The organism is Streptomyces sp. DSM 41931 (assembly GCF_050271085.1).
Classification (GTDB): Bacteria; Actinomycetota; Actinomycetes; order Streptomycetales; family Streptomycetaceae; genus Streptomyces; species Streptomyces albogriseolus.
In genome coordinates this window covers 3126598-3148321 of the sequence record NZ_CP189902.1, presented here as the reverse complement: position 1 = coordinate 3148321, position 21724 = coordinate 3126598, and the positions used below count along the sequence as shown (strand labels likewise).

Sequence of the window (21724 nt, the reverse complement as noted above, 5' to 3'; positions counted from 1 at the left end):
CACAGCTACGCACACGGGAGCGCCCACCCAGGTGGGCGCACCCCCCACGACTTCACGGAGACGGATACCTCATGGCCGCGAACAACCGCCGCATGTCCGGCAAGAAGGGCGCGCAGGTCGGCAGTGGCGGCCAGCGACGCCGGGGCCTGGAAGGCAAGGGCCCGACCCCGCCCGCCGAGATGCGCAAGGGGCACGCCAAGCAGCGCGCCGCCCAGGCGAAGACCCGGCGCGCCCAGGGCCGCACCACCCAGCGGCGCGGCGGCCGGTCCGCCTCCGAGCTGGTCGTCGGCCGCAACCCGGTCGTCGAGGCGCTGCGCGAGGGCGTGCCCGCCTCCACGCTGTACGTCCAGCAGTTCATCGACAACGACGAGCGGGTGCGCGAGGCGCTGCAGCTCGCGGCCGAGCGCGGCGGGATCAACCTCATGGAGGCGCCCCGCCCCGAGCTGGACCGCATGACCAACGGCCTCAACCACCAGGGCCTGGTCCTCCAGGTCCCGCCGTACGAGTACGCGCACCCCGAGGACCTGGTCGCCGCCGCGCACGACGAGGGCCAGGACCCGCTGATCGTCGCCCTGGACGGCGTCACCGACCCGCGTAACCTCGGCGCGGTCGTCCGCTCCGTCTCCGCGTTCGGCGGGCACGGCGTGCTCGTGCCGGAGCGGCGGGCGGCCGGGATGACCGCCGGCGCGTGGAAGACGTCCGCGGGCACCGCCGCGCGGACGCCCGTCGCCCGCGCCACCAACCTGACCCGGGCGCTGGAGGCGTACAAGAAGGCCGGCGTCATCGTCGTCGGCCTGGCCGCCGACGGGGAGGCCGAGCTGGGCGACCTCGAGGCGCTGGACGGACCGGTCGCCATCGTCGTCGGCAGCGAGGGCAAGGGACTGTCCCGGCTGGTCGGCGAGACCTGCGACGTGCGGGTGCGGATCCCCATGCCGGGCGGCGCCGAGTCGCTCAACGCCGGTGTGGCGGCGGGCATCGTGCTGTACGAGGCGGCACGCCGCCGTAGCTGAACGGGTGTGCGACATTGTCACCCACTCGGTGGATTCCGGACGGTCCGGACCGGCTTGACGCGGTCCGGACACATCTGGCCGGTCAAGGCAGTGTCCTAACGCCTTGTCACTCGGTTAGATGAGTGTGGACACCAGAACACCACCCCGCACACCCACGGGGGCCCGCTCGTCGGGACTCGACGACGCTCCCGCGCTGAGCATGGTGAAGGTGCCGAGCGATCCGGCCCAGGTCATCGTCAACCACGCCAGCTTCCGCGTGCAGCTCGTCGGCCCGGCGCGACGCGTCCGGTCGCCGCGGATCGCACGGCATCCGAGTGCCGGCGAGGACACCGCGCGGATCCCCGTCGTCACCACCGTGGGCGCGGGACCGGCCGCCCCGCGCCGCCGTCCCGTCGTGTGGAGCGGCAGGTCCGCCCCCGACGACACCGGCGCCCACCGCCTCCTCCAGGCCGTACGGCACGGGGGCCTGCGCCACGCCGACGAGCCGCTCACCGACTCCGGGAACACCCGGGTCGTCCCGCAGCCGGGCGGCGGGTACGGCGGGTACGACGACGACACCCAGCCGCTGGAGAGCCCGTTCGTCGGCGCCCAGCGCGGCCACTCCGACGGGCCGCTGCTGCCCCCGATGCGCACCGTCGGCAGCGCGTACGACGAGGACGACCACACGTCCCTCGACGAGGACGCGTACGAGCCCGCGTACGAGATCGAGGAGCGCCTCGACGGCGGCCGGCGCGCTCGGCGGCACAGCGACGACCCGGCGCGCCACGCGTACTACCCCGGGCGCCGGATGAACCTGGGCGTGGTGCTGCTCCCGCTGCGCGTCTTCCTCGGCGGGATCTCCGTCTACGCCGGGATGAGCAAGCTGTGCGACCCGCTGTACCTCGACGGCGGGCCGCGCGGATCCATGGTCACGTGGCTGCACAGCCTGCACCCGTGGGACGTCGCCGAGCCGCTGCGGCAGTTCGCGCTGGCCCACCCCGTCGGCGCCGGGCTCGCCATCGCCTTCGCCCAGGTCGTCGTCGGTGTCCTCACCGTCCTCGGCTGCTGGCAGCGCGTGGCCGCGGGCATCGGGGCGATGATGTCGGCGGCGCTGCTGGTCAGCGTGAGCTGGAAGAGCGCCCCCGTCTACGAGACGCCCGACATCATCTACCTCGCCGTCTGGTCGCCGCTGGTCATCGCGGGCGCGCCCGTCTACTCCGTCGACGGCAGCCTCGCGGGCCGGGCCTGGCGGCGGCTCGGACCGCGCGCCGACATCTGGGACCTGCGGCGCTACGTGCTGCGCCGCGGGGCGCTCGTCACGTTCGTGGTGTGCGGGTCCAGCATGCTCGTGGGCGCTCTGCTCGGCGGGGCCGTCCGCGACGCGGACCGGGTGGTCGTGCCCGGCCCCGGCGAGGCGCCGCGCAACAACCTGCCGGGGTCCCCGCTGCCGGAGGAGTCCGGTGAGCGGAAGGAGAAGGGGGAGGAGGGGGCGCCGTCCGCGTCCGGCTCGCCCACGCAGGGCGCCACGTCCGGATCGGCCGGCCCGTCCGCCGGGACCAGCAGCACCCCCGGCGCCACCCAGGGCGCGGGCGCCGTCACGGGGGCGCCCACCCAGACCCAGGGCAGCACCGGGCAGGCCCCGCCGCAGCAGTCCTCCCCCGAGGGCCAGGCGCCGAGCACCACCGCGGGCCCGACCTCGGGCGGCGGCGACGGCTCCGGCGGCAGCGGGGGCGGCACGCCCGGCGGCGACGACGGGGGTTCCTCGGACCGGCCCGGCCTGGTGGGCGGCCTGCTGGGGTAGCGGATGCCCGAGGACACGACGGCGGGGTCCCGTACGCGCTCGCGTACGGGACCCCGCCCTTTGTGGCCGTGGTGCCTCAACGACCCTGGGAGGCAAGCTCCTTGGCGGCCTCGGTGAGGTCCTTGGCGGTGTCGATGGCCCGCCAGTAGGAGCCCTGCGGGATCGTGAACCCGGCGAGCCGGCGCTCGCGCGCGAGGTGCGGGAACGTGGTGCGCTCGTGGTCGCCGCGCTCCGGGAGCAGGCCGGCGAACTCGGGGGAGAAGACGTAGACGCCCGCGTTGATCTCGAAGGTGGACGGCGGGGCCTCGATGAAGTCGGTGATCAGACCGAACCCGTCGGTGCGGACCGCGCCCCACGGCAGGCGCGGGCGGGCCAGCGCGACGGTGGCGACGGCGTCCCGCTCGGTGTGGAAGTCGGCCATGTCACGCAGCGAGAAGCGGGTCCAGATGTCGCCGTTGGTGGCGAACCAGGGCCGGTCCGGGTGCGGCAGACGGGCGGCGGCGTACTTCAGTCCGCCGCCGCGGCCGAGGGGTTCCGGCTCGACGACGGTGGTGACGGAGACGGGCAGGTCGGTGCTCTCCAGCCACTTCTGCAGCACCTCGGCGAGATGGCCGCAGGAGACGACGACGTCGGTCACGCCCTCCTCGGCGAGCCAGGTCAGCTGGTGGCCGATGATCGGGGTTCCCGTGCCGGGGATCTCGACCATCGGCTTGGGCCGGTCGTCGGTGTACGGACGGAGCCGGGAGCCCTGGCCGCCGGCCAGGACTACGGCTTGCGTGGGACGGGACACGGCACGCGGATCGGTCATGCCCGCACTTTACGCGGCCGGGGGCCGCGGGCCATGGGCGGTCCCGGGGCGGGGGCGGTGTTGTCCGGGCTCGCCCCGGCGTCCGAGCCGGGCGTCGTGCCGACGGGCCGTCACCCGTCGGTCGGGTCGGCGCACGCGCCGGCTACGACAGGCCGCCACGTGGCGTGGGAGGGGTGCGGCTGCTGCGCGGGGCCGCGGTGCTCGGCCGTCGCGCCGACGGCCGGGCGAGCGCCGCTGTCTGTCGCTGACACGAGGGGGCTCCCGTGGCTGGGCAGGGGACGTTACGTCGCGCCCGAGCGGTGAGGGTCAGCGGTCGCTGGGCGTGGTGCCGGGCAGGGGCCGCGCCGCCACGGGGTGTGGCGGCGGGCCTGTTGTCTGCGTTCGGCCGGACGGTCGCAGAGCTGTGGACCGGTGCCGCTGATGCGGGGCGGGGGAGTGCGGCCTCGGTGCCCGATCGGCGTGCCCTCAGGGCGTATCGGGCCGTTACCGCGGCCTCGCGGCCTCGCGGCCTCGCGGCCTCGCGGCCTCGCGGCCGGGTGGGGTGCGGGCGGCCGTGGGTTGGTGGTGGCTGGCGCGGTGTGGTCGCGGGGGCCGGGGGCGGCCGGGGAACGGGGTCGGGGGCCGGCCGCGGACCGGACTGCTCGGGCGCGTCAGCCGTTCGCGGCCACCACTCCCGACGCGAACGACGTGTCGCAGACCGGGCGGGCGTAGGACTGGGCCTTGGTGGGGCCGTAGACGCGGACGGCGGCCTTGCCGAGGGAGCGGGCGATGGAGGCGCAGTGCTCGGCGAGGGACGGGCGGTCGTTCACCGCCTGCTGGAGCTGGGTCAGGGCGGCGCCCGGGTCCTTCTTCTGGAGCTCCATCAGGAGCTGGTCCCGCAGGACGTCCTGAGGAGCGCGGGCGGCGGCCCGCGACGAGGCGCCGGCGGCGGACGTGTCCGCGGCGGTGAGCACCGGACTCTGCGGGTTCCCCGACCAGTTGACCCGCGCGACCGCGAGGGTCCCGGAGAGCACCAGGACGACGGGCAGGACGAGGGCGAGGGAGCGGCCGATCCGGCGGGCGGGGCCCCGGCCGCGTCGCGTCTGAGGGTGAATGGAGTGCGTCACGCGTGTGAGGGTAGCGTCCGGTAGCCGAGGTGAAACATTCCGTCACCGTTACGGGGGACGAGGAACGCCGACTTCCGCGCCGCGTGTTGACGAGTTGGGGTAAATTGCCTGGATTGTCGGGGTATTTGTCGACAACGCGAGGGGCCCCGCAGCTCGCTGCGGGGCCCCTCGGCGTCAACTCGCTCAGTCGGACAGGCGCGCACCCGTCGACGTGGAGAACACGTGGGTCTCGCCGGAGCGGGGCACGACGTGCAGCGTGCTGCCCTTCTCCGGGACCTCACGGCCGCCGACGCGGACCACCAGGTCCTTCGCCTCGCCGCCGATCTGCGCGGTGCCGTAGACGAAGGCGTCGGAGCCCAGCTCCTCCACGACGTTCACGGTGACCGCGACGCCCTGGGCGGAGTCGGCGCCGGCGACGTCGAAGTGCTCGGGGCGGACGCCCACGGTGACGGTCTTGTCGCTGGTGGCGGAGAGCGCGTCACGCTGCACCGGCACCACGGAGTTGCCGAACTTCACACCGCCGTCGGCGACCGGGACCTCGACCAGGTTCATGGCCGGGGAGCCGATGAAGCCGGCGACGAAGAGGTTCGCGGGCCTGTCGTACATGTTGCGCGGGGTGTCGACCTGCTGGAGCAGACCGTCCTTGAGGACCGCGACGCGGTCGCCCATGGTGAGGGCCTCGACCTGGTCGTGGGTGACGTAGACGGTGGTGATGCCCAGGCGGCGCTGGAGCGAGGCGATCTGCGTACGGGTGGACACACGGAGCTTGGCGTCCAGGTTGGACAGCGGCTCGTCCATGAGGAACACCTGCGGCTCACGCACGATGGCGCGGCCCATCGCCACACGCTGGCGCTGACCGCCGGAGAGCGCCTTCGGCTTGCGGTCCAGGTACTCGGTGAGGTCGAGGATCTTCGCGGCCTCCTCCACCTTCTTGCGGATCTCCGCCTTGTTGACGCCGGCGATCTTGAGCGCGAAGCCCATGTTGTCGGCGACCGTCATGTGCGGGTAGAGCGCGTAGTTCTGGAACACCATGGCGATGTCCCGGTCCTTCGGCGGCAGATGCGTGACGTCGCGGTCGCCGATGCGGATGGCGCCGCCGTTGACGTCCTCGAGCCCCGCGAGCATGCGGAGCGAGGTGGACTTGCCGCAACCGGACGGGCCGACCAGGACGAGGAACTCGCCGTCCGCGATCTCGATGTCCAGGGCGTCGACGGCGGGCTTGGTCGAACCCGGGTAGATCCGGGTCGCCTTGTCGAACGTGACAGTGGCCATGTGAATGGTCCCCTTCTACCGGCAGGAACGTGCCGGACGATCCGAGTAGGAAGGTGATGCCACGACGGGTGTTCCGTAGTGGTGTGGTCCACACGAGTGAACTGGCTCAGGACGGTACCTGGCGTTCACCTGCTTGTCAGCAGGTTCCAGGCGGTGAATTTCGCGGAAACTTTCGATCCTGTTCGTATCGGTCGGCCAGGACCGCCACCGCCTCGGCGACCGCCCGCCGCAGTCCCGGCGGGCCCAGCACCTCCGCCTCCACCCCGAGGCGCAGCAGATCGCCGGTGGCCACCGCCTCCGACTCCACCGGCAGTTCCACCTCCACCCAGCCGTCCGCGTCCGGCGGCCCGGCCTCCGCCAGCGCCCGCGCGCCGGCCGCCCCGAACTGCATCGGCAGCAGCTTCCGCCCGCGCGGCGACAGCCGCAGCCGGGCCGTGCCCTGCCGCAGCGCCGCCTCCAGCCGCCGCGAGGCCTGAGTCCAGTAGGCGGCCAGGTCGAACCCGGCGGGCCGGGCGAAGTCCTCGCCGGTCTCCTCCACCTCCTGGAACCGCGAGACGCGGTAGGTGCGCACCGCGTCGTCCGCGAGCCCGATCAGGTACCAGATGCCGCCCTTCAGCACGAGCCCCAGCGGACGCACCTCCCGCCGCACCTCGCCGCGCCAGCGCGCGTAGCGGGTCCGCAGCACCCGCCGCTCCCACACCGCCCGCGCGACCACCGCCAGGTACGGCACCGGATCGGCGTCCCGGAACCAGGCCGGCGCGTCCAGGTGGAACCGCTCGCGCACCCGCCGCGCCTGCTCCGCCAGCCCCTCCGGCAGAGCCGCCTCCACCTTGAGCTGGGCGCTCGCCAGGACCGCCCCGAGCCCCAGCTCCCCGGCCGGCCCCGGCAGCCCCGCCAGCACCAGCGAACCGGCCTCCGCGTCGGTCAGCCCGGTGAGCCGCGTCCGGTAGCCCTCCACCAGACGGAAGCCGCCCTGCGGTCCGCGCTCGGTGCGCACCGGCACCCCGGAGGCGCCGAGCGCCTCGACGTCCCGGTAGACGGTGCGCACCGACACCTCCAGTTCGGCGGCGAGTTGGGGCGCGGTCATCCGGCCGCGGTTCTGCAGCAGGAGGAGCAGGGTGAGGAGCCGGTCGGCGCGCATGCGGCCCATTCTCGGTCCGCGGCGCCGTACCTGACAGAAGGTGTCAGGTACGGCCGGAAAGGTGGGAGGCACAGCGCCAGACGACCCTGGAAGGGACCCGACATGCCCGTCACCGAGACCGCCGGCCACTTCACCTTCGCCGACTGGAAGGAGAGCCCCGTCTCGCCGGAGGACGCCTTCCCCCGGCTCGCGCACGCCACCGTCGTCAACGCCTTCTCCGGAGGCATCGAGGCCGAGTCCACCGTCTGCGACTACGCCATCGCCTACGACACCGCCGCCACGGGCACCTTCGCCGGGATGGAGCTCGTCACCGGCCGGGTCGACGGCCGCGCCGGCGCCTTCGTACTGGAGGAGCGCGGCCGTTTCGACAGCGACGGCACCGTGCACTGCACGTTCGAGGTGGTCGAGGGCTCGGGCACCGGGGAGCTGGCCGGGCTGCGCGGCACGGGCGGCTTCACCTACCGGCACGGCGAGTCGAAGGTGCCGTACACCTTCGCGTACGAGGCGGGGCGCGCCTGAATCAAGTGCGTGGCTCGGCGAAACCGGCACTGTGTACAGTGGACCGCGCTTCGCGCGCGCCGCGCGCGCCGCCTCCTTAGCTCAGATGGTCAGAGCAGCTGTCTTGTAAACAGCAGGTCGTCGGTTCGAATCCGACAGGGGGCTCCGGCAACGCCCGGGCCGGTCCCTCTCCGGCCCGGGTTCTTCATGCCCTCCGTCACGCCGTACGGCCGCGCAGGCGGCGGGCGATCTCCAGGTCCGCCTCGTCCAGCGGTCGGCCTTCCTCGGTCTCCCACAGGCAGTTCTGCAGCGTCCGCCCGTACGTCCACGCCCGGGCCCGCGCCCGGTCCAGGCCGAGCACCTCGGTCATCGCGTCGAAGCGCCACAGGACGTCGCCGGGGTCGAAATTGTTGGCGAGGGCGGGCCACAGGTCGAAGCCGGGGTCGCCGGCGAGCGGCTTGGGGTCGATGGCGAGCCAGGGCGCGCGGTCCGCGGCGAGGACGTTCTCGTCGTGCAGGTCCCAGTGGAGCAGCCGGTCGCCCGGCTCGTCCGCGACCTCGCGCACGGCGGCCGCGCAGTCGGCGACCAGACGGCGGGCCTCGGGGTCGGGGATGCGCTCCAGCGTGGCGGGCGTGCGCTCCAGCATGGACGCGGCGATGTCGCCGAGGCGGCGCATCCCCGGGGGAGCCGGGGTGGCGTGGAGGTGGGCCAGGAGGCGCGCGATCACCAGGACGCCCTCGTGGACGTCCGGCTGGTGGGCGAGCATCCGGGAGGAGTCCAGGCGCTCCAGCAGCATGGTGCCGGTCGGCTCGTCGTGGTCGAGCAGGCGGACCGCCCCGTCGCCGTTCCACAGGCGCAGGGCGACCGGCTCGCCCTCGCTCTCGTGGTCGCGGAGCTGGAGCTTGAGCACCGCCGGGGTGCCGTCGGCCCGGTCGACCGGGAGGACCAGGGCGCTGACGCCGTGCATGGGCGCCCCGGCGAGGCGCAGCTCCCAGCGGTCCAGGAAGCCGGCGGCGAGGTCCGGGAGGGCGGCGATGAAGGCCCGGCCGGCCTCCTTGTTGAACTTGATCTGGGCCTCGGTGAGTTCCGCGGGGATGTCGATCACGCCTCGCACGGTAGTGGGCTACGGGGGCGGGGCGCGCCCGATTTCCGGGGCGCCCCCGCACGGGTGGTCAGGGCTCCAGGACGACCTTGCCGGTCGTCCCCCGGTTCTCCAGGGCCCGGTGGGCGTCGGCGGCCCGGGACAGGGGGAAGCGCCGCACGGCGGGGGTGAGCCGGCCCGCGGCGGCCTCGGCGAGGGAGCGCAGCTCCAGCGTCCGCATCGGGTCGTCGCCGCCGGCCCGGCGGAGCATCTCGGGGCCGAGGACGCTGACCGAGACGCCGTCGACGAGGTACGGGCGGTCGCTGCCGATGCCCTGCGACGTCCAGCCGAACACCACGTGCCGCCCGCCCGGCGCGAGCAGGCCGACCAGGGTGCGGGCGACGTCCCCGCCCACGCCGTCGTACACGACGGTGAGCTTGCCCCGGTACTCCTCCAGCCGCCGGGGCCAGCCGGGGTCGGTGTAGTCGACGGCGAGGCCTGCGCCGGACTGTGTGGCCAGGGCGGTCTTCGCGGGGCCCCCGGCGAGCCCGATCACGGTCGCGCCCGCGTTCCGGGCGTACTGCACGAGGAGGGTGCCGATGCCGCCCGCCGCGGCCGGGACGGCGACCACGTCGCCGGGGCCGGGCTCGGCGAACTGCACGATCCCCATCGCCGTACGGCCCGTGCCGATCATGGCGACCGCCTCGGCGAAGTCGAGGCGGTCCGGGATCTCGTGCAGCCGTCCGGCGTCGGCGACGGCCAGTTCCGCGTAGCCGCCGGGGGCGAAGCCGAGGTGGGCGACGACCCGCTTGCCGAGCCAGTCGGCGGGGGTGTTCAGGCCGAGCGCGTCGACCACCCCGGCGATCTCACGGCCGGGGATCGTCGGCAGCTCGGCGACGGCCGGGGCGGGGCCGCGCAGACCCTCGCGCAGGGCGGTGTCGAGGAGGTGGACCCCGGCCGCCCGGACGGCGACCCGGACCTGGCCGGGGCCCGGCACCGGGTCCTCGACCTGCTCGTACACGAGGTTCTCGGCGGGGCCGAAGGCGTGCAGTCGGACGGCGTGCATGGCGCTCCCCCTGGGGCTGTCGGGGGCGCCGTGCGCGCCCCGGCAGCCACCGTGCGACCTCAAGCGCGCTTGAGGTCAAGTGCGTCCCGGCCGAGGGCGAGGGAGACGGCCGTCAGGGCGCTGGTGAAGGACACCTCCGACAGCACGCCCGGCGCGGCGACCCGGTCCCCGGCCAGGTAGACCCCGTCCCCGCGGTCCACGGCGGGCCGGTCGCGCCAGGTGGCGCCGGGCGGGTCGACGGCGCCGGTGCGGCCGTCCGCCAGCGCCTCGCGCCGCCAGGTGAGCCGCTCCCGCCAGCCGGGGAAGCCCAGGTCCAGCAGCTCGTCCGCGCGGGCGGCGCCCTCGGCCTTCGACGCGCCCGGCGCGACCGGGATCTGACTCTGGATCAGCTGCTCGCCGGCCGGGGCGAGGGTGCGGTCCTGCGCGGTGAACCGCTCCAGCCAGCCGGGCGCGTCGAGGTCGGACACCACGAACGGGTCGCCGCGCCGGGTGCGCAGCGCCAGGTCGACCAGGACGGTCCGGCCGCTCGGCCAGGTCAGCGAGGGGTCGCCGAGCAGGCGGCGGGCGGACTCCAGGGAGGTGGCGACGACCACCGGGGCGCCGGTGGGCAGGGACTCGACACGGGACAGGGTCTCGACCCGCACGCCCAGGTTCCAGGCGTGGGCGGCCATCCGGTCGATCAGCGCGCCCCATCCGCCCCGCGGGTAGTGCGCCTCCGGCGGCAGCTTCGTGGCCCGGCGCAGCCGCTCGTGCACGAACGCGGCGGACAGTGAGCCGGGGTCGTGGTGGAACAGCGCGACCGCAGAGTAGTGCGCGGCGGCCCGCGCGCCCTCCGCGCCGGCGACGCCGGTGGCCCAGGTGAGGAAGTCGGCGTCGACGGGCGCCCGCAGGCCGGGGCGCAGCAGCTTCAGCATCGCGGGCGGCGGGGTGCGGCGCAGGGCGCCCCGGTGGCGCAGCCGCAGCCGGGCCGCCTCCCGCAGCGGCAGCGGGGCGAGCGGGCCGAGCAAGCCCCGTTCGCGCAGCCAGGTCCAGTGCGGTCCGCCGCTGTAGAGGGCGTGCGGGCCTTCGTTGGTGCGGTAGGGGGCGTCGGCGGTGCGGGCGCGGCCGCCCAGGGTGTGGTGGGCCTCGTACAGGGTGACCTTGGCGCCCGCCTCGGCGGCGGAGACGGCCGCGGTGAGTCCGGCGAATCCGCCGCCGACGACGGTGATGCGGTGCATGACTGGGCTTCTCCCTCGGTCGGGCTCGGTCGGGCGCCGGAGACGCTGTCCGGCGGTGCACAACCAGGACGTCGGGCGCCGCCGGAATGTGACATGCGGGGCGTTTCCGCAGGCCGCACGGGATGTCAGAGGCGGGGTGCAGCATGGGCGTCATGGTGCGTGGAGCGGCAGGGAGACCGGGTGTGCGGGCGGCGCGGCGGCCGGAGCTGCGGCTGCCCCCGCTGGAGGCGTTCGAGGGGAGGGGTCTGGAGCCGGACGGGGACTACGACGGGCTGGAGTTCTCCGGCGCGGACCTCGCCGGGCAGGACGGGGCGGGCGCGCGTTTCATGGACTGCGCGCTGCGGGAGTGCGCGCTGGACGAGACGCGGCTGCCCAGGGCGCGGCTGCTGGACTCGGTGCTCGACGGGGTGCGGGGCGTGGGCACGGACCTGGCGGGCGCGACCCTGCGGGACGTCGAGCTGACCGACGCCCGGCTCGGCGGGACGCAGCTGCACGGGGCGGCGCTGGAGCGGGTGCGGGTCCGGGGCGGGAAGATCGACTTCCTGAATCTGCGCGCGGCCGTGCTCAAGGACGTCGTCTTCGAGGGCTGCGTGCTGGTGGAGCCGGACTTCGCCGGGGCCCGTCTGGAGCGCGTGGAGTTCGCCGACTGCACTGTGAAGGGTGTGGACCTGTCCGGCGCCGTGCTGAAGGACGTGGACCTCCGGCAGGCGTCCTCGCTGGAGATCGCACGCGGGGTGGACCGCCTGTCCGGAGCGGTGATCAGCACGGCTCAGCTGCTGGACCTGGCGCCGTCGCTGGCGGGGGAGCTGGGGATCACCGTGGAGGGGTGAGCGCACGGGGCGGCGCCCGGTTCGGACGATCGTCGAACAGGCGTGCGTGTCGTCCGTATGCTCCGCGCATGAGAATCTTCCGGCCGCGTGGCCGTCCCGACGTGTCGTCGGTCCGATCCCCTCTGGCTCAGGCGGTCGCCATGTTCCGGGCCGGGCGCTACGCCGACGCGGAGAGGGAGGCCCGGGACGTGGCCGCGTCCCGGGCCCGGCGACGTAACGACACATGGGCGCCCCTGGCGCTCGACATCGCCGCGGTCGCGGTGAGCGCGCAGGGGCGTCATGCCGAGGCCCTCTCCCTCTACGACCAGGCGCTGCCGATGTTTGCCAGGGTCTTCGGGGACGGGCATCCGCAGACGCTGAAGGCGCGGTCGGACCGCGCCCAGGTGCTGACCTCGCTCGGCCGGCACGCCGAGTGCGAGGCGGAGTGCGCGGCCGTCGTGCCGGCCGCGGCGCGCCGTACGGAGCCGGAGGCGGCACAGGTGGCGACGGCCGCCCGCAACGGACAGGTCTTCGCCCTCATCGCGCTAAGACGCCACCCGGAGGCCGAGGCGCTCGCCCGTGAGGCACTCGCCGCCCCTCACCTGCCGGAGCGGTTCTCCCTCGTCCTGCGGCTCAATCTGGCCCGCAGTCTCAGTGGTCAGGACCGGCACGAGGAGGCGCTCGCCGAGGCGGAGCGCGCCCAGCGGCTGCACCGCGGTCTGCCCGCCGTGGAGCAGCGCCCGGAGACGGGCGCCGTCGATCTGGCCATGGCCACCGCGCTGCTCGGGCTGGGCCGTCGCGACGAGGCGCGGGCGCGGGCGGTGGCCGGTCACGACGCCTGTCTGGCCGTCCTCGGCCCGGACCACCGACGCACCGCGGAGGCCCGGGAGCTGATCGGACGCATCGACGCCTGACCGCCGGTGGCCGGCCGCGCAGGGGTCGTGAGGGGCCGTCAGCTCACGCGGGGGAAGCGGGACTGGAGGGTCCAGATCGCCGGGTTCTCGCCGAGGTCGTCGTGCAGGTCGATCAGGTCGGCCAGCAGGTCGTGCAGGAAGTCGCGGGCCTCGCGGCGCAGTTCGGCGTGGGAGAAGGTCAGCGGCGGCTCGGAGGCCGGCAGCCACTCCGCCTCGATGTCCACCCAGCCGAAGCGCCGCTCGAACAGCAGCCGGTCGGTGGACTCGGTGAAGTCCAGCTCGGCGTGCTGGGGCCGGGAGGCCCGGGAGCCCGCCGGGTCCCGGTCGACGCGCTCGGCGATGTCGCACAGCGCCCACGCGAAGTCGAGCACCGGCACCCATCCCCAGGCCGTGGAGATCTCGCGGTCCGACCGGGTGTCGGCGAGATAGACGTCCCCGCAGAACAGGTCGTGCCGCAGGGCGTGGACGTCCGCGCGGCGGTAGTCGGTCTGCGGGGGGTCGGGGAAGCGGTTGGAGAGGGCGTAACCGATGTCGAGCACGTGGGTGATGGTGTCACGCTCCGGCGCCCCCGCCGCCATAGGATCCCGGCGTGCGCACCCCCCGCCCCCTGAGCCGCGGAGCCGCCGCCCTGCTCGCGGTGGCGCTCGCCGCGTGCGGGCCCGGCTCCGGCGCCGAGGGCGCCGGTGACGACGGCGCGGGCGACCCGTACTTCCCGAAGGCGGGCAACGGCGGCTACGACGTCACCCACTACGACCTCGCCCTCGCCTACGACCCCGCCGGCCGACGCCTCACCGGCACCGCGACGATCGACGCCCGCGTCACCGAGGACCTCACCGCGCTGAACCTCGACCTCCAGGGTCTCGACGTGGACGCCGTCACCGTCGACGGCGCCCGCGCCCGGTTCGGCCGCGAGGGCCAGGAGCTGACCGTCCGGCCGCGCCGCGCCCTCGACCGGGGCGCGCACGTCCGGGTCGTCGTCCGCTACTCGGGGCGCCCCCGGACGGTCACCGACCCCGACGGCTCCCAGGAGGGCTGGCTGCGCACCGCGGACGGGGCGCTCGCCCTGGGCCAGCCGGTCGGCTCCATGGCCTGGTTCCCGGGCAACCACCACCCCTCCGACAAGGCCGCCTACACCCTCTCCGTCACCGTGCCCGAGGGCCTGCGGGCGGTCTCCAACGGCGAACCGGCCGGGGAGGAGACCAAGGACGGCCGCACCACATACCGCTGGCACACCCCCGAGCCCATGGCGAGCTACCTGGCGACGGTCGCGATCGGCCGCTACGACGTCCACCGCGGGGAGACGGCCGGCGGGCTGCCGCTGTTCACCGCCGTCGACCCGGAGCAGGCGGCCGCGAGCCGCGCGACGGTGAAGCTGCTCCCGGAGGTCGTGGAGTGGGCGGAGCGGCGGTTCGGTCCGTACCCCTTCTCCTCCGCCGGTGCGGTCGTCGAGCGCCCCGGGGACGCCGGGTACGCCCTGGAGACCCAGAACCGCCCCGTCTTCCCGGGCGCCCCCGACACGGCGCTGCTGGTCCACGAGATCGCCCACCAGTGGTACGGCGACTCCGTCACCCCGCGGACCTGGCGGGACATGTGGCTCAACGAGGGGTTCGCCACCTACGCGCAGTGGCTGTGGGAGGAGGACCACGGCGGCGGCAGCGCGCAGCAGACCTTCGACCGCCTGTACGCCGGCTCGTACTTCCCGGACGCGGGGACCAACGTGGCGCTCTGGTCCTTCCCGCCCGCCGACCCGCCGGACGCGGCGCACATCTCCGCCACGCCCGTGTACTGGCGCGGCGCGATGGTGCTCCACATGGTCCGCAGGACGGCCGGCGACGAGGCCTTCGGCCGGCTGCTGCGCGGCTGGGCGGCGACGTACCGGCACGCCAACGCGAGCACGGACGACTTCACCGCGTACGTCGAGAAGACGGTGCCGGGGAAGGACTTCTCCCGCGTCTGGGAGGAGTGGCTGTACGGGGAGGGGCGGCCGGCGACCGCTTCCTAGGCGGGGTCCGGGCCGGTGAGGGACTTGCGCAGGACCCGGCACGGGCGGCCGAGGTCACGGTCGCGGCGGCGGTCGATCTCCGTGTAGCCGAGGGCGGTCCAGAAGGCGAGGCCCTGGGCGTTGTCCTCCAGCACGGCGAGCCGTACCGCGGTGTGCCCGGCGGCGCGCAGGCGGTCCTCGACGAGTCCGGCGAGACGGCGGCCGTGACCCCGGCCGTGCAGGCTCGCGTCCACCATCAGCAGGCCGATCCACGGGTCGGGGTCGGCGGGGTCGGGGTGCGCGGAGAGCGTGACGGCGATGCCGACGAGAAGGCCCTCGCCGCGGGCCAGCAGGACCTCCGTGTGCGGGTCGGACAGCTCCCGGGCGAGCGCGGCCGCGACCTGCTCGGGCCGGATGTCGTACGGGTCCGGGAAGTCGCCGCTGAGGGCGTGGAAGGCGTGGTTGGAGGCGTACAGGGCGGTGACCTCGGTCAGCACGGGGCCGGGGAGGTCGCCGTCCGGGGAGAGACGCAGCGGGTCGAGGAACACGGGGGTAACGTAGCGCGCGGCCTTCGGCCGGGCGCGGCGGAGCCCCCGCCCGGCGAACGCGGGCGGGGGCTCCGTCGGACCGGTGGCGGTGCGTCCGTCAGACGTTCACGCCGAAGTCCTGGGCGATGCCCACGAGGCCCGAGGCGTAGCCCTGGCCGACCGCGCGGAACTTCCACTCCGCGCCGTTGCGGTACAGCTCGCCGAAGACCATCGCGGTCTCGGTCGCGGCGTCCTCCGACAGGTCGTAACGGGCGATCTCGGCGCCGCCGGCCTGGTTGACGATCCGGATGTACGCGTTGCGCACCTGGCCGAAGTTCTGGCTGCGGTTCTCGGCGTCGTAGATCGAGACCGGGAAGACGATCTTGTCGATGTCGGCCGGAAGGGCCGCCAGGTTGACGTTGATCGCCTCGTCGTCGCCCTCGCCCTCACCGGTGCGGTTGTCACCGGTGTGGACGATGGTGTTGTCCGGGGTCTGCTTGTTGTTGAAGAACACGAAGTGGGCGTCCGAGTAGACCTTGCCCTGCGTGTTGACCGCGATCGCCGACGCGTCGAGGTCGAAGTCCGTTCCCGTGGTGGTGCGGACGTCCCAGCCGAGGCCCACGGTGACGGCGGTCAGGCCCGGAGCCTCCTTGGTGAGCGAGACGTTGCCACCCTTGGACAGGCTTACAGCCATTGTTGGGAGTCCCTTCCCTCGTTTGCGTACGGCTATGAAGCTACAGCTACCACCTTGAACGCCGGAGGGGGTGCGCGAGGTTCCGGGTCTCTTTACTTTCTTTACCCGGGTACGGATATTCGGGTGACGTGACCGGTGCGGGCGCGGGAACCTGTATGTCATGTCCGGTCCCCTTGTCGTACGCGGCTCCGTCTCCCTGCCCGAGGCCGAGCTCCTGTGGCGTTTCTCGCGGTCGTCCGGGCCGGGCGGGCAGCACGTCAACACCAGCGACACCCAGGTCGAGCTGCGGTTCGACCTCGCCAGGACCGAGGCGCTGCCCGAGGTGTGGAAGCGGCGGGCGCTGGAGCGGCTCGCGGGGCGGCTGACCGACGGGGTGATCACGGTGCGGGCGTCCGAGCACCGGTCGCAGTGGCGCAACCGGGAGGCGGCGGCGGTGCGGCTGGCGGCGGTGCTCGCGGAGGCCACGGCGCCTCCGCCCAAGCCGCGGCGGCCCACCCGGGTGCCTCGGGGGATCAACGAGCGGCGGCTCAGGGAGAAGAAGCGGCGGTCGGAGACCAAGCGGGGGCGCTCCGCGCGGGACTGGTGAGACGGGGGTGGGCTACGCCCTTGTTCTTCACCTGCGGGTGGGTGGGGGTTGTTCGCGCAGTTCCCCGCGCCCCTTCGGCGTCTTACAGACGCAGGGCTCCTACGTGTTCCTCGTTGACCCTCTCGTCCGTCTTCTCGAAGCCCAGGGTGAGGTAGAAGTCCTCCGGGCCGTGCTCGCCGGGGTGCCAGGTGACGTGGAGGGTCTTCGTGCCGCGGCGGCGTAGTTCCTCCGCCACCGCGTTCACCGCGAAGCGGCCGTAGCCCTTGCCCTGTTCGTCCGCCGCGATGTTGAGGCGCCACAGGCCGGAGCGGACGTCGGTGCCGTCGTCGCGCCAGTCGATGTCCAGGAACGCCATCACGAAGCCGACCACGCGGCCGTCGTCGACGATCACGCGGGGCCACGCCTTGCCGGGGCGGACGTACGCCTCCGCGAGGGAGTGGGCCACCGGGTCGACGGCGTATTCCTGTTCCGGCCGGACCCGCAGGGCGAGGGCGGCCTCGAGGTTCGCCGGTGTGATCTTTTCGAGGCGCGGTGCCCTGGCGGTCGTCATGCGGGGAGGGTAGGCGGGCAATGAGAGTGCGGTAAAAGGAATTTCGGGGGGTGCTCAGCCCAACTGGCGGTAACGGCCCCGGAAATAGGTGAGCGGGCCGCCTTCCGTGCTCGGCACGGCGGCCGTCATCACGCGGCCGATCACCAGGGTGTGGTCGCCGGCCGTCACGCGTTGTTCGGTGCGGCATTCCAGGGTCGCCAGCGCGCCGCCGACCAAAGGGGCCCCGGTGTACTCGCCGCGCCGGTGGGGAATGTCCGCGAAGAGCAAACGGTCGCTGAGCCGGCCCTTCATCGAGAAGCGGCCCGCGATGGTGCGCTGGCTCTCGGACAGCACGGACACCGCCCACAGCGGCTGCTCCTCCAGCAGCTCGTCCATGCGGGAGCCGGTGCGCAGGCTGACCAGCACCAGCGGCGGGTCCAGGGAGACGGACAGGAACGCGGTCGCGGTCATGCCGACGTCCTCACCGGCCGGCGCCCCCGGGTCGTCCGGGTCCAGCGGCGGCTCCACGGCGGTCACCAGGACCACACCGGCGGCCAGACGGGACATGGCGGCACGGAACTCGTCGTTGCTCACCCCCTCAGCATGCAGGGCGGCGGGCGGAACGGTGATCGGGGCCGGGGCGGCGGGAGTGTTCAGCACATCCAAAACGCTAATCTCCGCCGCACGGAGACCGCATCGGGCCGTGGCCCGAACCGGGACCTAGGACCAGCGGCTGATCCGGGCACAATTCACGCACAATCGCCACACAATCCGTGTCGCGGAAATGGGCCGGGATACCGTGCGCAGACCACGCAATTGTTCACGTTTAGCTGTGACTTGAGTCACAAGGGGCAAGAATTGTTGACCCTGTGTACCGAGTGAGCAGCGCGCTGTGATTCAGTGGCGGGGAAGCTGCTGCGACGATACGCCGATGATGACCCTTGATGTGCTGCGAGGTCTCGGGGGGAGGGCGAGGATGGAGACCGAGTCGGAACCCTACGTCCGTCTGGCATCGCTGCGACAACTCCACCGCGCCATGGCCGACATGAACACGGCGCGCAGTCTGGCGGACACGTTGCAGACGGTCGCCGACGGCGTCGTGGGCGCCCTCGGGTACGAGCTGGCCTGCGTCAATCTCGTACGCCCCGACGGTGATCTCGTGGTCGCCGCCCTGTCCGGGAACGCGGCGGCGGAGGCCCTCATCACCGGCCGGGTCGGCTCCCGCGCGTCCTGGGACCGCCGGCTCACCATGGGCGAGCGCTGGGGCGACCTGGTGTTCATACCGCACACCGAGGGCTGGGTCCTCGACGACGACGACGTCCCGCAGTGGTACACCGACGGGCCCGCTCCCCGCTTCGAGGACGAGTGGCACCCCTCCGACCGGCTCTTCGCCCCCATGTACGCGCCCGGACCGCAGGGCGGCGGCACCTCCGGCGAACTGGTCGGCGTGCTCTCCGTCGACCGCCCGCGCAACGGCCGCCGGCCCGGCGCCTGGGGCCGCGAGGCCCTCCAGATGTACGCCTTCCAGGCCGCCATCGCGATCAGCAACGCCCGGCTGCGCTCCAACATGCAGCGCGCCCTGGTCCGCCTGGAGCGCGAGCAGCAGGCGCTGCGGGCCAGCGAGGAGAGCTTCCGGCAGGCCTTCGAGTACGCCCCCTCCGGCATGGCCATCGCCGAGATGGGCGGCGAGCAGCACGGCCGGATCCTGCGCACCAACGACGCCCTGTGCCGGCTGCTCGGCCGGCCCGCCTCCGCGATGCGCCGCTACTCCTTCTCCGACCTGGTCCACCCCGAGGACATAGGCACCCTGCTGCGCACCTCCGCCGAGGGCGGCCGGGCGGAGCTGCGGCTGTGCCGCCGCGACGGCACCTATGTGTGGGTCTCCCTGCGCAACTCGGTGGTCGCCGACGCCGCCGACGGGCCGCGTTTCCTGCTCACCCACGTCGAGGACATCGAGGAGCGCAAGCGCCGCGAGCTCCAGCTCGCCCACCGCGCCTCCCACGACTCGCTCACCGGCCTGCCGAACTCCGCCGAGCTGCGCTCCCGGCTGTCCGCCCGGCTGTGCAGCCAGCAGCCGCAGAGCGCCCTGCCGACGGCCGTGGACCCCATGGAGCCCTACGAGTCCTTCGACTCCCACGACGCCGCCTTCGGCCCGCCCGTCTTCGACCGCGGCCACGACTTCGACTTCCCGCCCGGCAGCGACACGTACGACGGCTACGACCACCATGTGCACACCGTCGCGCCCGCCGCGGGCGCCGACGACGGCACCAAGGGGCTCGCGGTGCTCTTCTGCGACCTCGACGGTTTCAAGTCGATCAACGACCGGTTCGGGCACAACGCGGGCGACGCGGTCCTCATCGAGGTCGCCCGGCGGCTCAGCAACGGCGTGCGGGACGGTGACACCGTGGCCCGGCTCGGGGGTGACGAATTCGTCATCCTCGCCGACGGGCTCGGCCGGGCCGACGCGCAGGACCTCGCCGTACGGCTGCGCAACGAGATCATCCAGCCCATCCGGGCCGAGGGGCGGGCCGTGCGGGTCGGCGCCAGCTTCGGCATCGGATGGGCCCACTGCGGCATGACGGCCGACGAAGTGCTGAAGTCAGCTGACGAGCGGATGTACGTCGAGAAACGATCTCGTCCCAAACAGCACAGGCGTGCAGGATGATCCGCAGGTCGGCGCGTTGATGCGGTCCAGGTCACCCTTTCGGGTCAGAGGAACCGGGTAGGCTCGGCTTCTCCGCATACGCACGCACCCGATCCGCAGCTAGGAGCACAGGGGATGACGCCCGGCAACAACGGCGCGAGCACGCCCGAGGACGACGACCCGTTCGGTTATCTGTACGCCGACGGGCAGGCCAACGGAGCCCAGCCGCCGTCCGGGGGTTACGGCTACCCGAACTCGGTGAACCGGGTGCGGCCGGTCGGTTCCCGCCAGTACGGCCAGCAGGGGCCCGCCCCCCAGGCGCCGCCCCAGCAGGGCGCCTTCGGCCAGCCCAGCGCGCACTACGCCGCCCCCGAGACGCTGCCCGGCGGCGCGCCCACCGCGCGCACCCCCCAGCCCTCCCGCGGCGGCCGCGGCGGCGGCCCGAACACCAAGGGGCTGCTCATCGGCGCGATCGCCGTGGTCGCGGCGGTCGTGATCGGCATCGGCATCGCCATGATCAGCGGTGACGACGACGACAAGGGCGGCAACGAGGCGGGTCCGTCCCCGACGGCCACCCAGGAGACCGGCGAGCCGAGCCCCTCCTCCTCGGAGGAGGACAAGGACAAGGACGAGGTGAAGCTGCCGACCGTGGACGCGAAGGCGCTCCGCCTCGACGGCGGCGCGACCCTCGCGTCGGAGTTCAAGGGCGCGAAGGCCGACGGCGGCGTCTACGTCACCGGCTTCAACCAGGTCGGCTCGAAGGTCACCTGGACCGTCAACGGGGTCAAGGCCGGCAGCTACCGCTTCTACGTCCAGTACGGCATCCCCGGAGAGGACGCCGACGCGACCATCGTGGTCAACGGCAAGCCCGAGAGCCGTCCGCTGAACATGCAGAACTTCGGCAACACTCCCAAGGGCGACTGGGAGAAGGGCTGGAAGGAGACCTGGGCCAACGTGAACCTCAACGACGGCACCAACACCATCGAGCTGGTCTGCGCCGAGGGCAACAAGTGCAACGCCGTCCTCGACCAGTTCTGGCTCGCCAACCCGGAGTAGCCGAGGGGTCCCTCACGCCGCCGTGGCCACGCCCGTGACCGTGACCGTCGTCAGGAAGCGGTCGTAGGCCGCGCGGTCGAAGTCGCCGGCCGTGGGGGAGAGGACCGTGGCCGCGGAGAGGGCCGTGGCGCGGATCAGGCGTTCCGGCCAGGGGCGGTGTTCCACCAGGGCGGACAGCAGGCCCGCGACGGCCGCGTCGCCCGCGCCCGTGGGGTTGCCGGTCAGGGCGGCCGGAGGGGTGGCGCGCCAGCGGCCCTCCGGGGTCACGGCGAGCAGGCCGTCCGCGCCGAGGGACGCGATCACCGTGCCGGCGCCCCGGCGGCGGGCGTCCTGGGTGGCGCGCAACGGCTCGTGGGAGCCGGTGAGTTCGGCCAGCTCCTCGGCGTTGGGCTTGAGGAAGTCGGGCCGGCCCGCCACACCGCGGCGCAGCGCCGCCCCGCTCGTGTCGAGCAGCACCGGGACCTGTGCCGCGCGCGCCGTGCGGACGAGATGCGCGTACGCGCCGACCGGGACGCCCGGGGGCAGGCTGCCGCACAGGGCCACCGCGGAGGCGGACGCCAGCAGGTCCTCGTAGACCTCCTGGAAGGCGGACCACTCGGCGTGGGTGATGTCCGGGCCGGGCTCGCCCAGATGGGTCGTGGCGCCGGTGCGGCCGTCGACGAGGGTCACCGTGCGGCGGGTGGCGCCGGAGACCGGGACCAAGGCGTCGGTGAGGCGCGGCACTTCGGCGAGGCGGTCGCGCAGGACGCGTCCCGTGGGGCCGCCCGAGAAGCCCGTGACGGTCACCTCGTGGCCGAGCGCGGCCAGCACGCGGGCCACGTTGACGCCCTTGCCGCCGGGGCGCTCCAGCACCTCGGAGACCCGGTGGGAGGCTCCCGCCCGCAGGGACGGGACGCGATAGGTGATGTCGAGAGCGGTGTTCAGCGTGACTGTGAGAATCACCGGGCCGACCTCCCCCTCTTGCCTGCCTTCCGTGGCCCCGGGGTCACGATCATGCCAAAAGGA

Annotated in this window: 22 protein-coding genes and 1 tRNA gene; 10 read left to right on the top strand and 13 right to left on the bottom strand. The window is 73.8% G+C overall.

The features are described from left to right. Positions 1-71: 71 nt before the first annotated feature. Together rlmB and ACP7TJ_RS14505 are read left to right on the top strand one after the other, a co-directional pair. Entirely contained in the window at positions 72-1010 is a 939-nt protein-coding gene (rlmB, locus tag ACP7TJ_RS14510; protein ID WP_093768642.1) for a 23S rRNA (guanosine(2251)-2'-O)-methyltransferase RlmB, read from the top strand. Positions 1011-1128: 118 nt separating this feature from the next. Beyond that, complete coding sequence (locus ACP7TJ_RS14505; RefSeq protein WP_427763423.1) at positions 1129-2790, top strand: DoxX family membrane protein; 1662 nt, start codon at positions 1129-1131, stop codon at positions 2788-2790. A 76-nt stretch (positions 2791-2866) separates the two neighbouring features. Here ACP7TJ_RS14505 and ACP7TJ_RS14500 read toward each other — a convergent pair whose 3' ends face one another. The 4 genes from ACP7TJ_RS14500 to ACP7TJ_RS14485 all read right to left on the bottom strand — a co-directional run bounded on the left by ACP7TJ_RS14500 (position 2867) and on the right by ACP7TJ_RS14485 (position 7117). Beyond that, positions 2867-3598, bottom strand: a complete 732-nt coding sequence (locus ACP7TJ_RS14500) for a nucleotidyltransferase family protein (protein WP_093768644.1) — start codon at positions 3596-3598, stop codon at positions 2867-2869. Between the two features lie 650 nt (positions 3599-4248). After that, positions 4249-4704 (bottom strand): hypothetical protein, encoded by a 456-nt coding sequence (locus tag ACP7TJ_RS14495; protein ID WP_093768645.1) that lies wholly within the window; start codon positions 4702-4704, stop codon positions 4249-4251. Between the two features lie 183 nt (positions 4705-4887). Further along, entirely contained in the window at positions 4888-5976 is a 1089-nt protein-coding gene (locus ACP7TJ_RS14490; RefSeq protein ID WP_093768646.1) for an ABC transporter ATP-binding protein, read from the bottom strand. A gap of 136 nt (positions 5977-6112) precedes the next feature. After that, positions 6113-7117, bottom strand: a complete 1005-nt coding sequence (locus ACP7TJ_RS14485; RefSeq protein WP_176710900.1) for a helix-turn-helix transcriptional regulator — start codon at positions 7115-7117, stop codon at positions 6113-6115. 102 nt (positions 7118-7219) lie between these two features. Between ACP7TJ_RS14485 and ACP7TJ_RS14480 the strand changes: the two genes are divergently transcribed. Both ACP7TJ_RS14480 and ACP7TJ_RS14475 read left to right on the top strand, forming a co-directional pair. After that, a complete protein-coding gene (locus ACP7TJ_RS14480; RefSeq protein ID WP_266398324.1) occupies positions 7220-7636 on the top strand; it encodes a DUF3224 domain-containing protein in 417 nt (138 codons plus the stop codon). Positions 7637-7706: 70 nt separating this feature from the next. After that, positions 7707-7780 (top strand) — tRNA-Thr (locus ACP7TJ_RS14475). A gap of 52 nt (positions 7781-7832) precedes the next feature. On the opposite strand, the gene ACP7TJ_RS14470 is transcribed toward ACP7TJ_RS14475, so the two are convergent. From ACP7TJ_RS14470 to ACP7TJ_RS14460, 3 genes are read right to left on the bottom strand one after another with little or no spacing between them, the layout of a single operon-like run. Then, the gene (locus ACP7TJ_RS14470) at positions 7833-8729 is read right to left on the bottom strand and encodes an aminoglycoside phosphotransferase family protein (protein ID WP_370163784.1); all 897 of its coding nucleotides are present in this window, start codon (positions 8727-8729) and stop codon (positions 7833-7835) included. Between the two features lie 58 nt (positions 8730-8787). Then, complete coding sequence (locus ACP7TJ_RS14465) at positions 8788-9762, bottom strand: zinc-binding dehydrogenase (protein WP_427763420.1); 975 nt, start codon at positions 9760-9762, stop codon at positions 8788-8790. A 59-nt stretch (positions 9763-9821) separates the two neighbouring features. Continuing rightward, positions 9822-10979, bottom strand: coding sequence for an FAD-dependent oxidoreductase (locus ACP7TJ_RS14460; protein WP_193460365.1), 1158 nt, complete (start codon positions 10977-10979; stop codon positions 9822-9824). A 152-nt stretch (positions 10980-11131) separates the two neighbouring features. On the opposite strand from ACP7TJ_RS14460, the gene ACP7TJ_RS14455 reads away from it, so the two are divergent. Both ACP7TJ_RS14455 and ACP7TJ_RS14450 read left to right on the top strand, forming a co-directional pair. Further along, on the top strand, positions 11132-11809 hold the full coding sequence (locus ACP7TJ_RS14455; protein WP_266398318.1) for a pentapeptide repeat-containing protein: 678 nt from the start codon (positions 11132-11134) through the stop codon (positions 11807-11809). A gap of 68 nt (positions 11810-11877) precedes the next feature. Continuing rightward, positions 11878-12702 carry a tetratricopeptide repeat protein gene (locus ACP7TJ_RS14450; RefSeq protein ID WP_427763418.1) on the top strand — a complete coding sequence of 275 codons (825 nt, stop codon included), beginning with the start codon at positions 11878-11880 and terminating at the stop codon, positions 12700-12702. Between the two features lie 38 nt (positions 12703-12740). On the opposite strand, the gene ACP7TJ_RS14445 is transcribed toward ACP7TJ_RS14450, so the two are convergent. Then, the gene (locus ACP7TJ_RS14445; RefSeq protein WP_093768710.1) at positions 12741-13241 is read right to left on the bottom strand and encodes a hypothetical protein; all 501 of its coding nucleotides are present in this window, start codon (positions 13239-13241) and stop codon (positions 12741-12743) included. A gap of 50 nt (positions 13242-13291) precedes the next feature. Here ACP7TJ_RS14445 and ACP7TJ_RS14440 point away from each other — a divergent pair, with 50 nt between their 5' ends. After that, positions 13292-14704 (top strand): M1 family metallopeptidase, encoded by a 1413-nt coding sequence (locus ACP7TJ_RS14440; protein ID WP_427763416.1) that lies wholly within the window; start codon positions 13292-13294, stop codon positions 14702-14704. Here the strand turns inward: ACP7TJ_RS14440 and ACP7TJ_RS14435 are convergent. Continuing rightward, positions 14701-15231, bottom strand: a complete 531-nt coding sequence (locus ACP7TJ_RS14435) for a GNAT family N-acetyltransferase (RefSeq protein ID WP_167743473.1) — start codon at positions 15229-15231, stop codon at positions 14701-14703. The two genes, ACP7TJ_RS14440 and ACP7TJ_RS14435, sit on opposite strands and share 4 nt — an antisense overlap. A gap of 97 nt (positions 15232-15328) precedes the next feature. After that, positions 15329-15904, bottom strand: a complete 576-nt coding sequence (locus tag ACP7TJ_RS14430; RefSeq protein WP_048459028.1) for a TerD family protein — start codon at positions 15902-15904, stop codon at positions 15329-15331. A gap of 160 nt (positions 15905-16064) precedes the next feature. Here ACP7TJ_RS14430 and arfB point away from each other — a divergent pair, with 160 nt between their 5' ends. After that, positions 16065-16490 (top strand): alternative ribosome rescue aminoacyl-tRNA hydrolase ArfB, encoded by a 426-nt coding sequence (arfB, locus tag ACP7TJ_RS14425; RefSeq protein ID WP_370163782.1) that lies wholly within the window; start codon positions 16065-16067, stop codon positions 16488-16490. Positions 16491-16572: 82 nt separating this feature from the next. Here arfB and ACP7TJ_RS14420 read toward each other — a convergent pair whose 3' ends face one another. After that, entirely contained in the window at positions 16573-17040 is a 468-nt protein-coding gene (locus ACP7TJ_RS14420; RefSeq protein ID WP_189911443.1) for a GNAT family N-acetyltransferase, read from the bottom strand. 54 nt (positions 17041-17094) lie between these two features. After that, entirely contained in the window at positions 17095-17679 is a 585-nt protein-coding gene (locus ACP7TJ_RS14415) for a flavin reductase family protein (RefSeq protein WP_093768656.1), read from the bottom strand. A 316-nt stretch (positions 17680-17995) separates the two neighbouring features. Here ACP7TJ_RS14415 and cdgB point away from each other — a divergent pair, with 316 nt between their 5' ends. Together cdgB and ACP7TJ_RS14405 are read left to right on the top strand one after the other, a co-directional pair. After that, on the top strand, positions 17996-19684 hold the full coding sequence (gene cdgB, locus ACP7TJ_RS14410) for a diguanylate cyclase CdgB (protein WP_093768657.1): 1689 nt from the start codon (positions 17996-17998) through the stop codon (positions 19682-19684). Positions 19685-19798: 114 nt separating this feature from the next. Beyond that, the gene (locus tag ACP7TJ_RS14405) at positions 19799-20719 is read left to right on the top strand and encodes a carbohydrate-binding protein (RefSeq protein WP_093768658.1); all 921 of its coding nucleotides are present in this window, start codon (positions 19799-19801) and stop codon (positions 20717-20719) included. A gap of 12 nt (positions 20720-20731) precedes the next feature. Here the strand turns inward: ACP7TJ_RS14405 and ACP7TJ_RS14400 are convergent, their stop codons facing one another. Continuing rightward, positions 20732-21661, bottom strand: coding sequence for a 1-phosphofructokinase family hexose kinase (locus tag ACP7TJ_RS14400; RefSeq protein WP_367495888.1), 930 nt, complete (start codon positions 21659-21661; stop codon positions 20732-20734). Positions 21662-21724: the final 63 nt, after the last annotated feature.

Bases quoted from the DNA above. Each gene is read 5' to 3' on its own strand.
- rlmB (WP_093768642.1), top strand. From the start codon at position 72: ATGGCCGCGAACAACCGCCGCATGTCCGGCAAGAAGGGCGCGCAGGTC.
- ACP7TJ_RS14505 (WP_427763423.1), top strand. From the start codon at position 1,129: ATGAGTGTGGACACCAGAACACCACCCCGCACACCCACGGGGGCCCGC.
- ACP7TJ_RS14500 (WP_093768644.1), bottom strand. From the start codon at position 3,598: ATGACCGATCCGCGTGCCGTGTCCCGTCCCACGCAAGCCGTAGTCCTG.
- ACP7TJ_RS14490 (WP_093768646.1), bottom strand. From the start codon at position 5,976: ATGGCCACTGTCACGTTCGACAAGGCGACCCGGATCTACCCGGGTTCG.
- ACP7TJ_RS14485 (WP_176710900.1), bottom strand. From the start codon at position 7,117: ATGCGCGCCGACCGGCTCCTCACCCTGCTCCTCCTGCTGCAGAACCGC.
- ACP7TJ_RS14480 (WP_266398324.1), top strand. From the start codon at position 7,220: ATGCCCGTCACCGAGACCGCCGGCCACTTCACCTTCGCCGACTGGAAG.
- ACP7TJ_RS14465 (WP_427763420.1), bottom strand. From the start codon at position 9,762: ATGCACGCCGTCCGACTGCACGCCTTCGGCCCCGCCGAGAACCTCGTG.
- ACP7TJ_RS14460 (WP_193460365.1), bottom strand. From the start codon at position 10,979: ATGCACCGCATCACCGTCGTCGGCGGCGGATTCGCCGGACTCACCGCG.
- ACP7TJ_RS14455 (WP_266398318.1), top strand. From the start codon at position 11,132: ATGGTGCGTGGAGCGGCAGGGAGACCGGGTGTGCGGGCGGCGCGGCGG.
- ACP7TJ_RS14450 (WP_427763418.1), top strand. From the start codon at position 11,878: ATGAGAATCTTCCGGCCGCGTGGCCGTCCCGACGTGTCGTCGGTCCGA.
- ACP7TJ_RS14430 (WP_048459028.1), bottom strand. From the start codon at position 15,904: ATGGCTGTAAGCCTGTCCAAGGGTGGCAACGTCTCGCTCACCAAGGAG.
- arfB (WP_370163782.1), top strand. From the start codon at position 16,065: ATGTCCGGTCCCCTTGTCGTACGCGGCTCCGTCTCCCTGCCCGAGGCC.
- ACP7TJ_RS14420 (WP_189911443.1), bottom strand. From the start codon at position 17,040: ATGACGACCGCCAGGGCACCGCGCCTCGAAAAGATCACACCGGCGAAC.
- cdgB (WP_093768657.1), top strand. From the start codon at position 17,996: ATGGAGACCGAGTCGGAACCCTACGTCCGTCTGGCATCGCTGCGACAA.
- ACP7TJ_RS14405 (WP_093768658.1), top strand. From the start codon at position 19,799: ATGACGCCCGGCAACAACGGCGCGAGCACGCCCGAGGACGACGACCCG.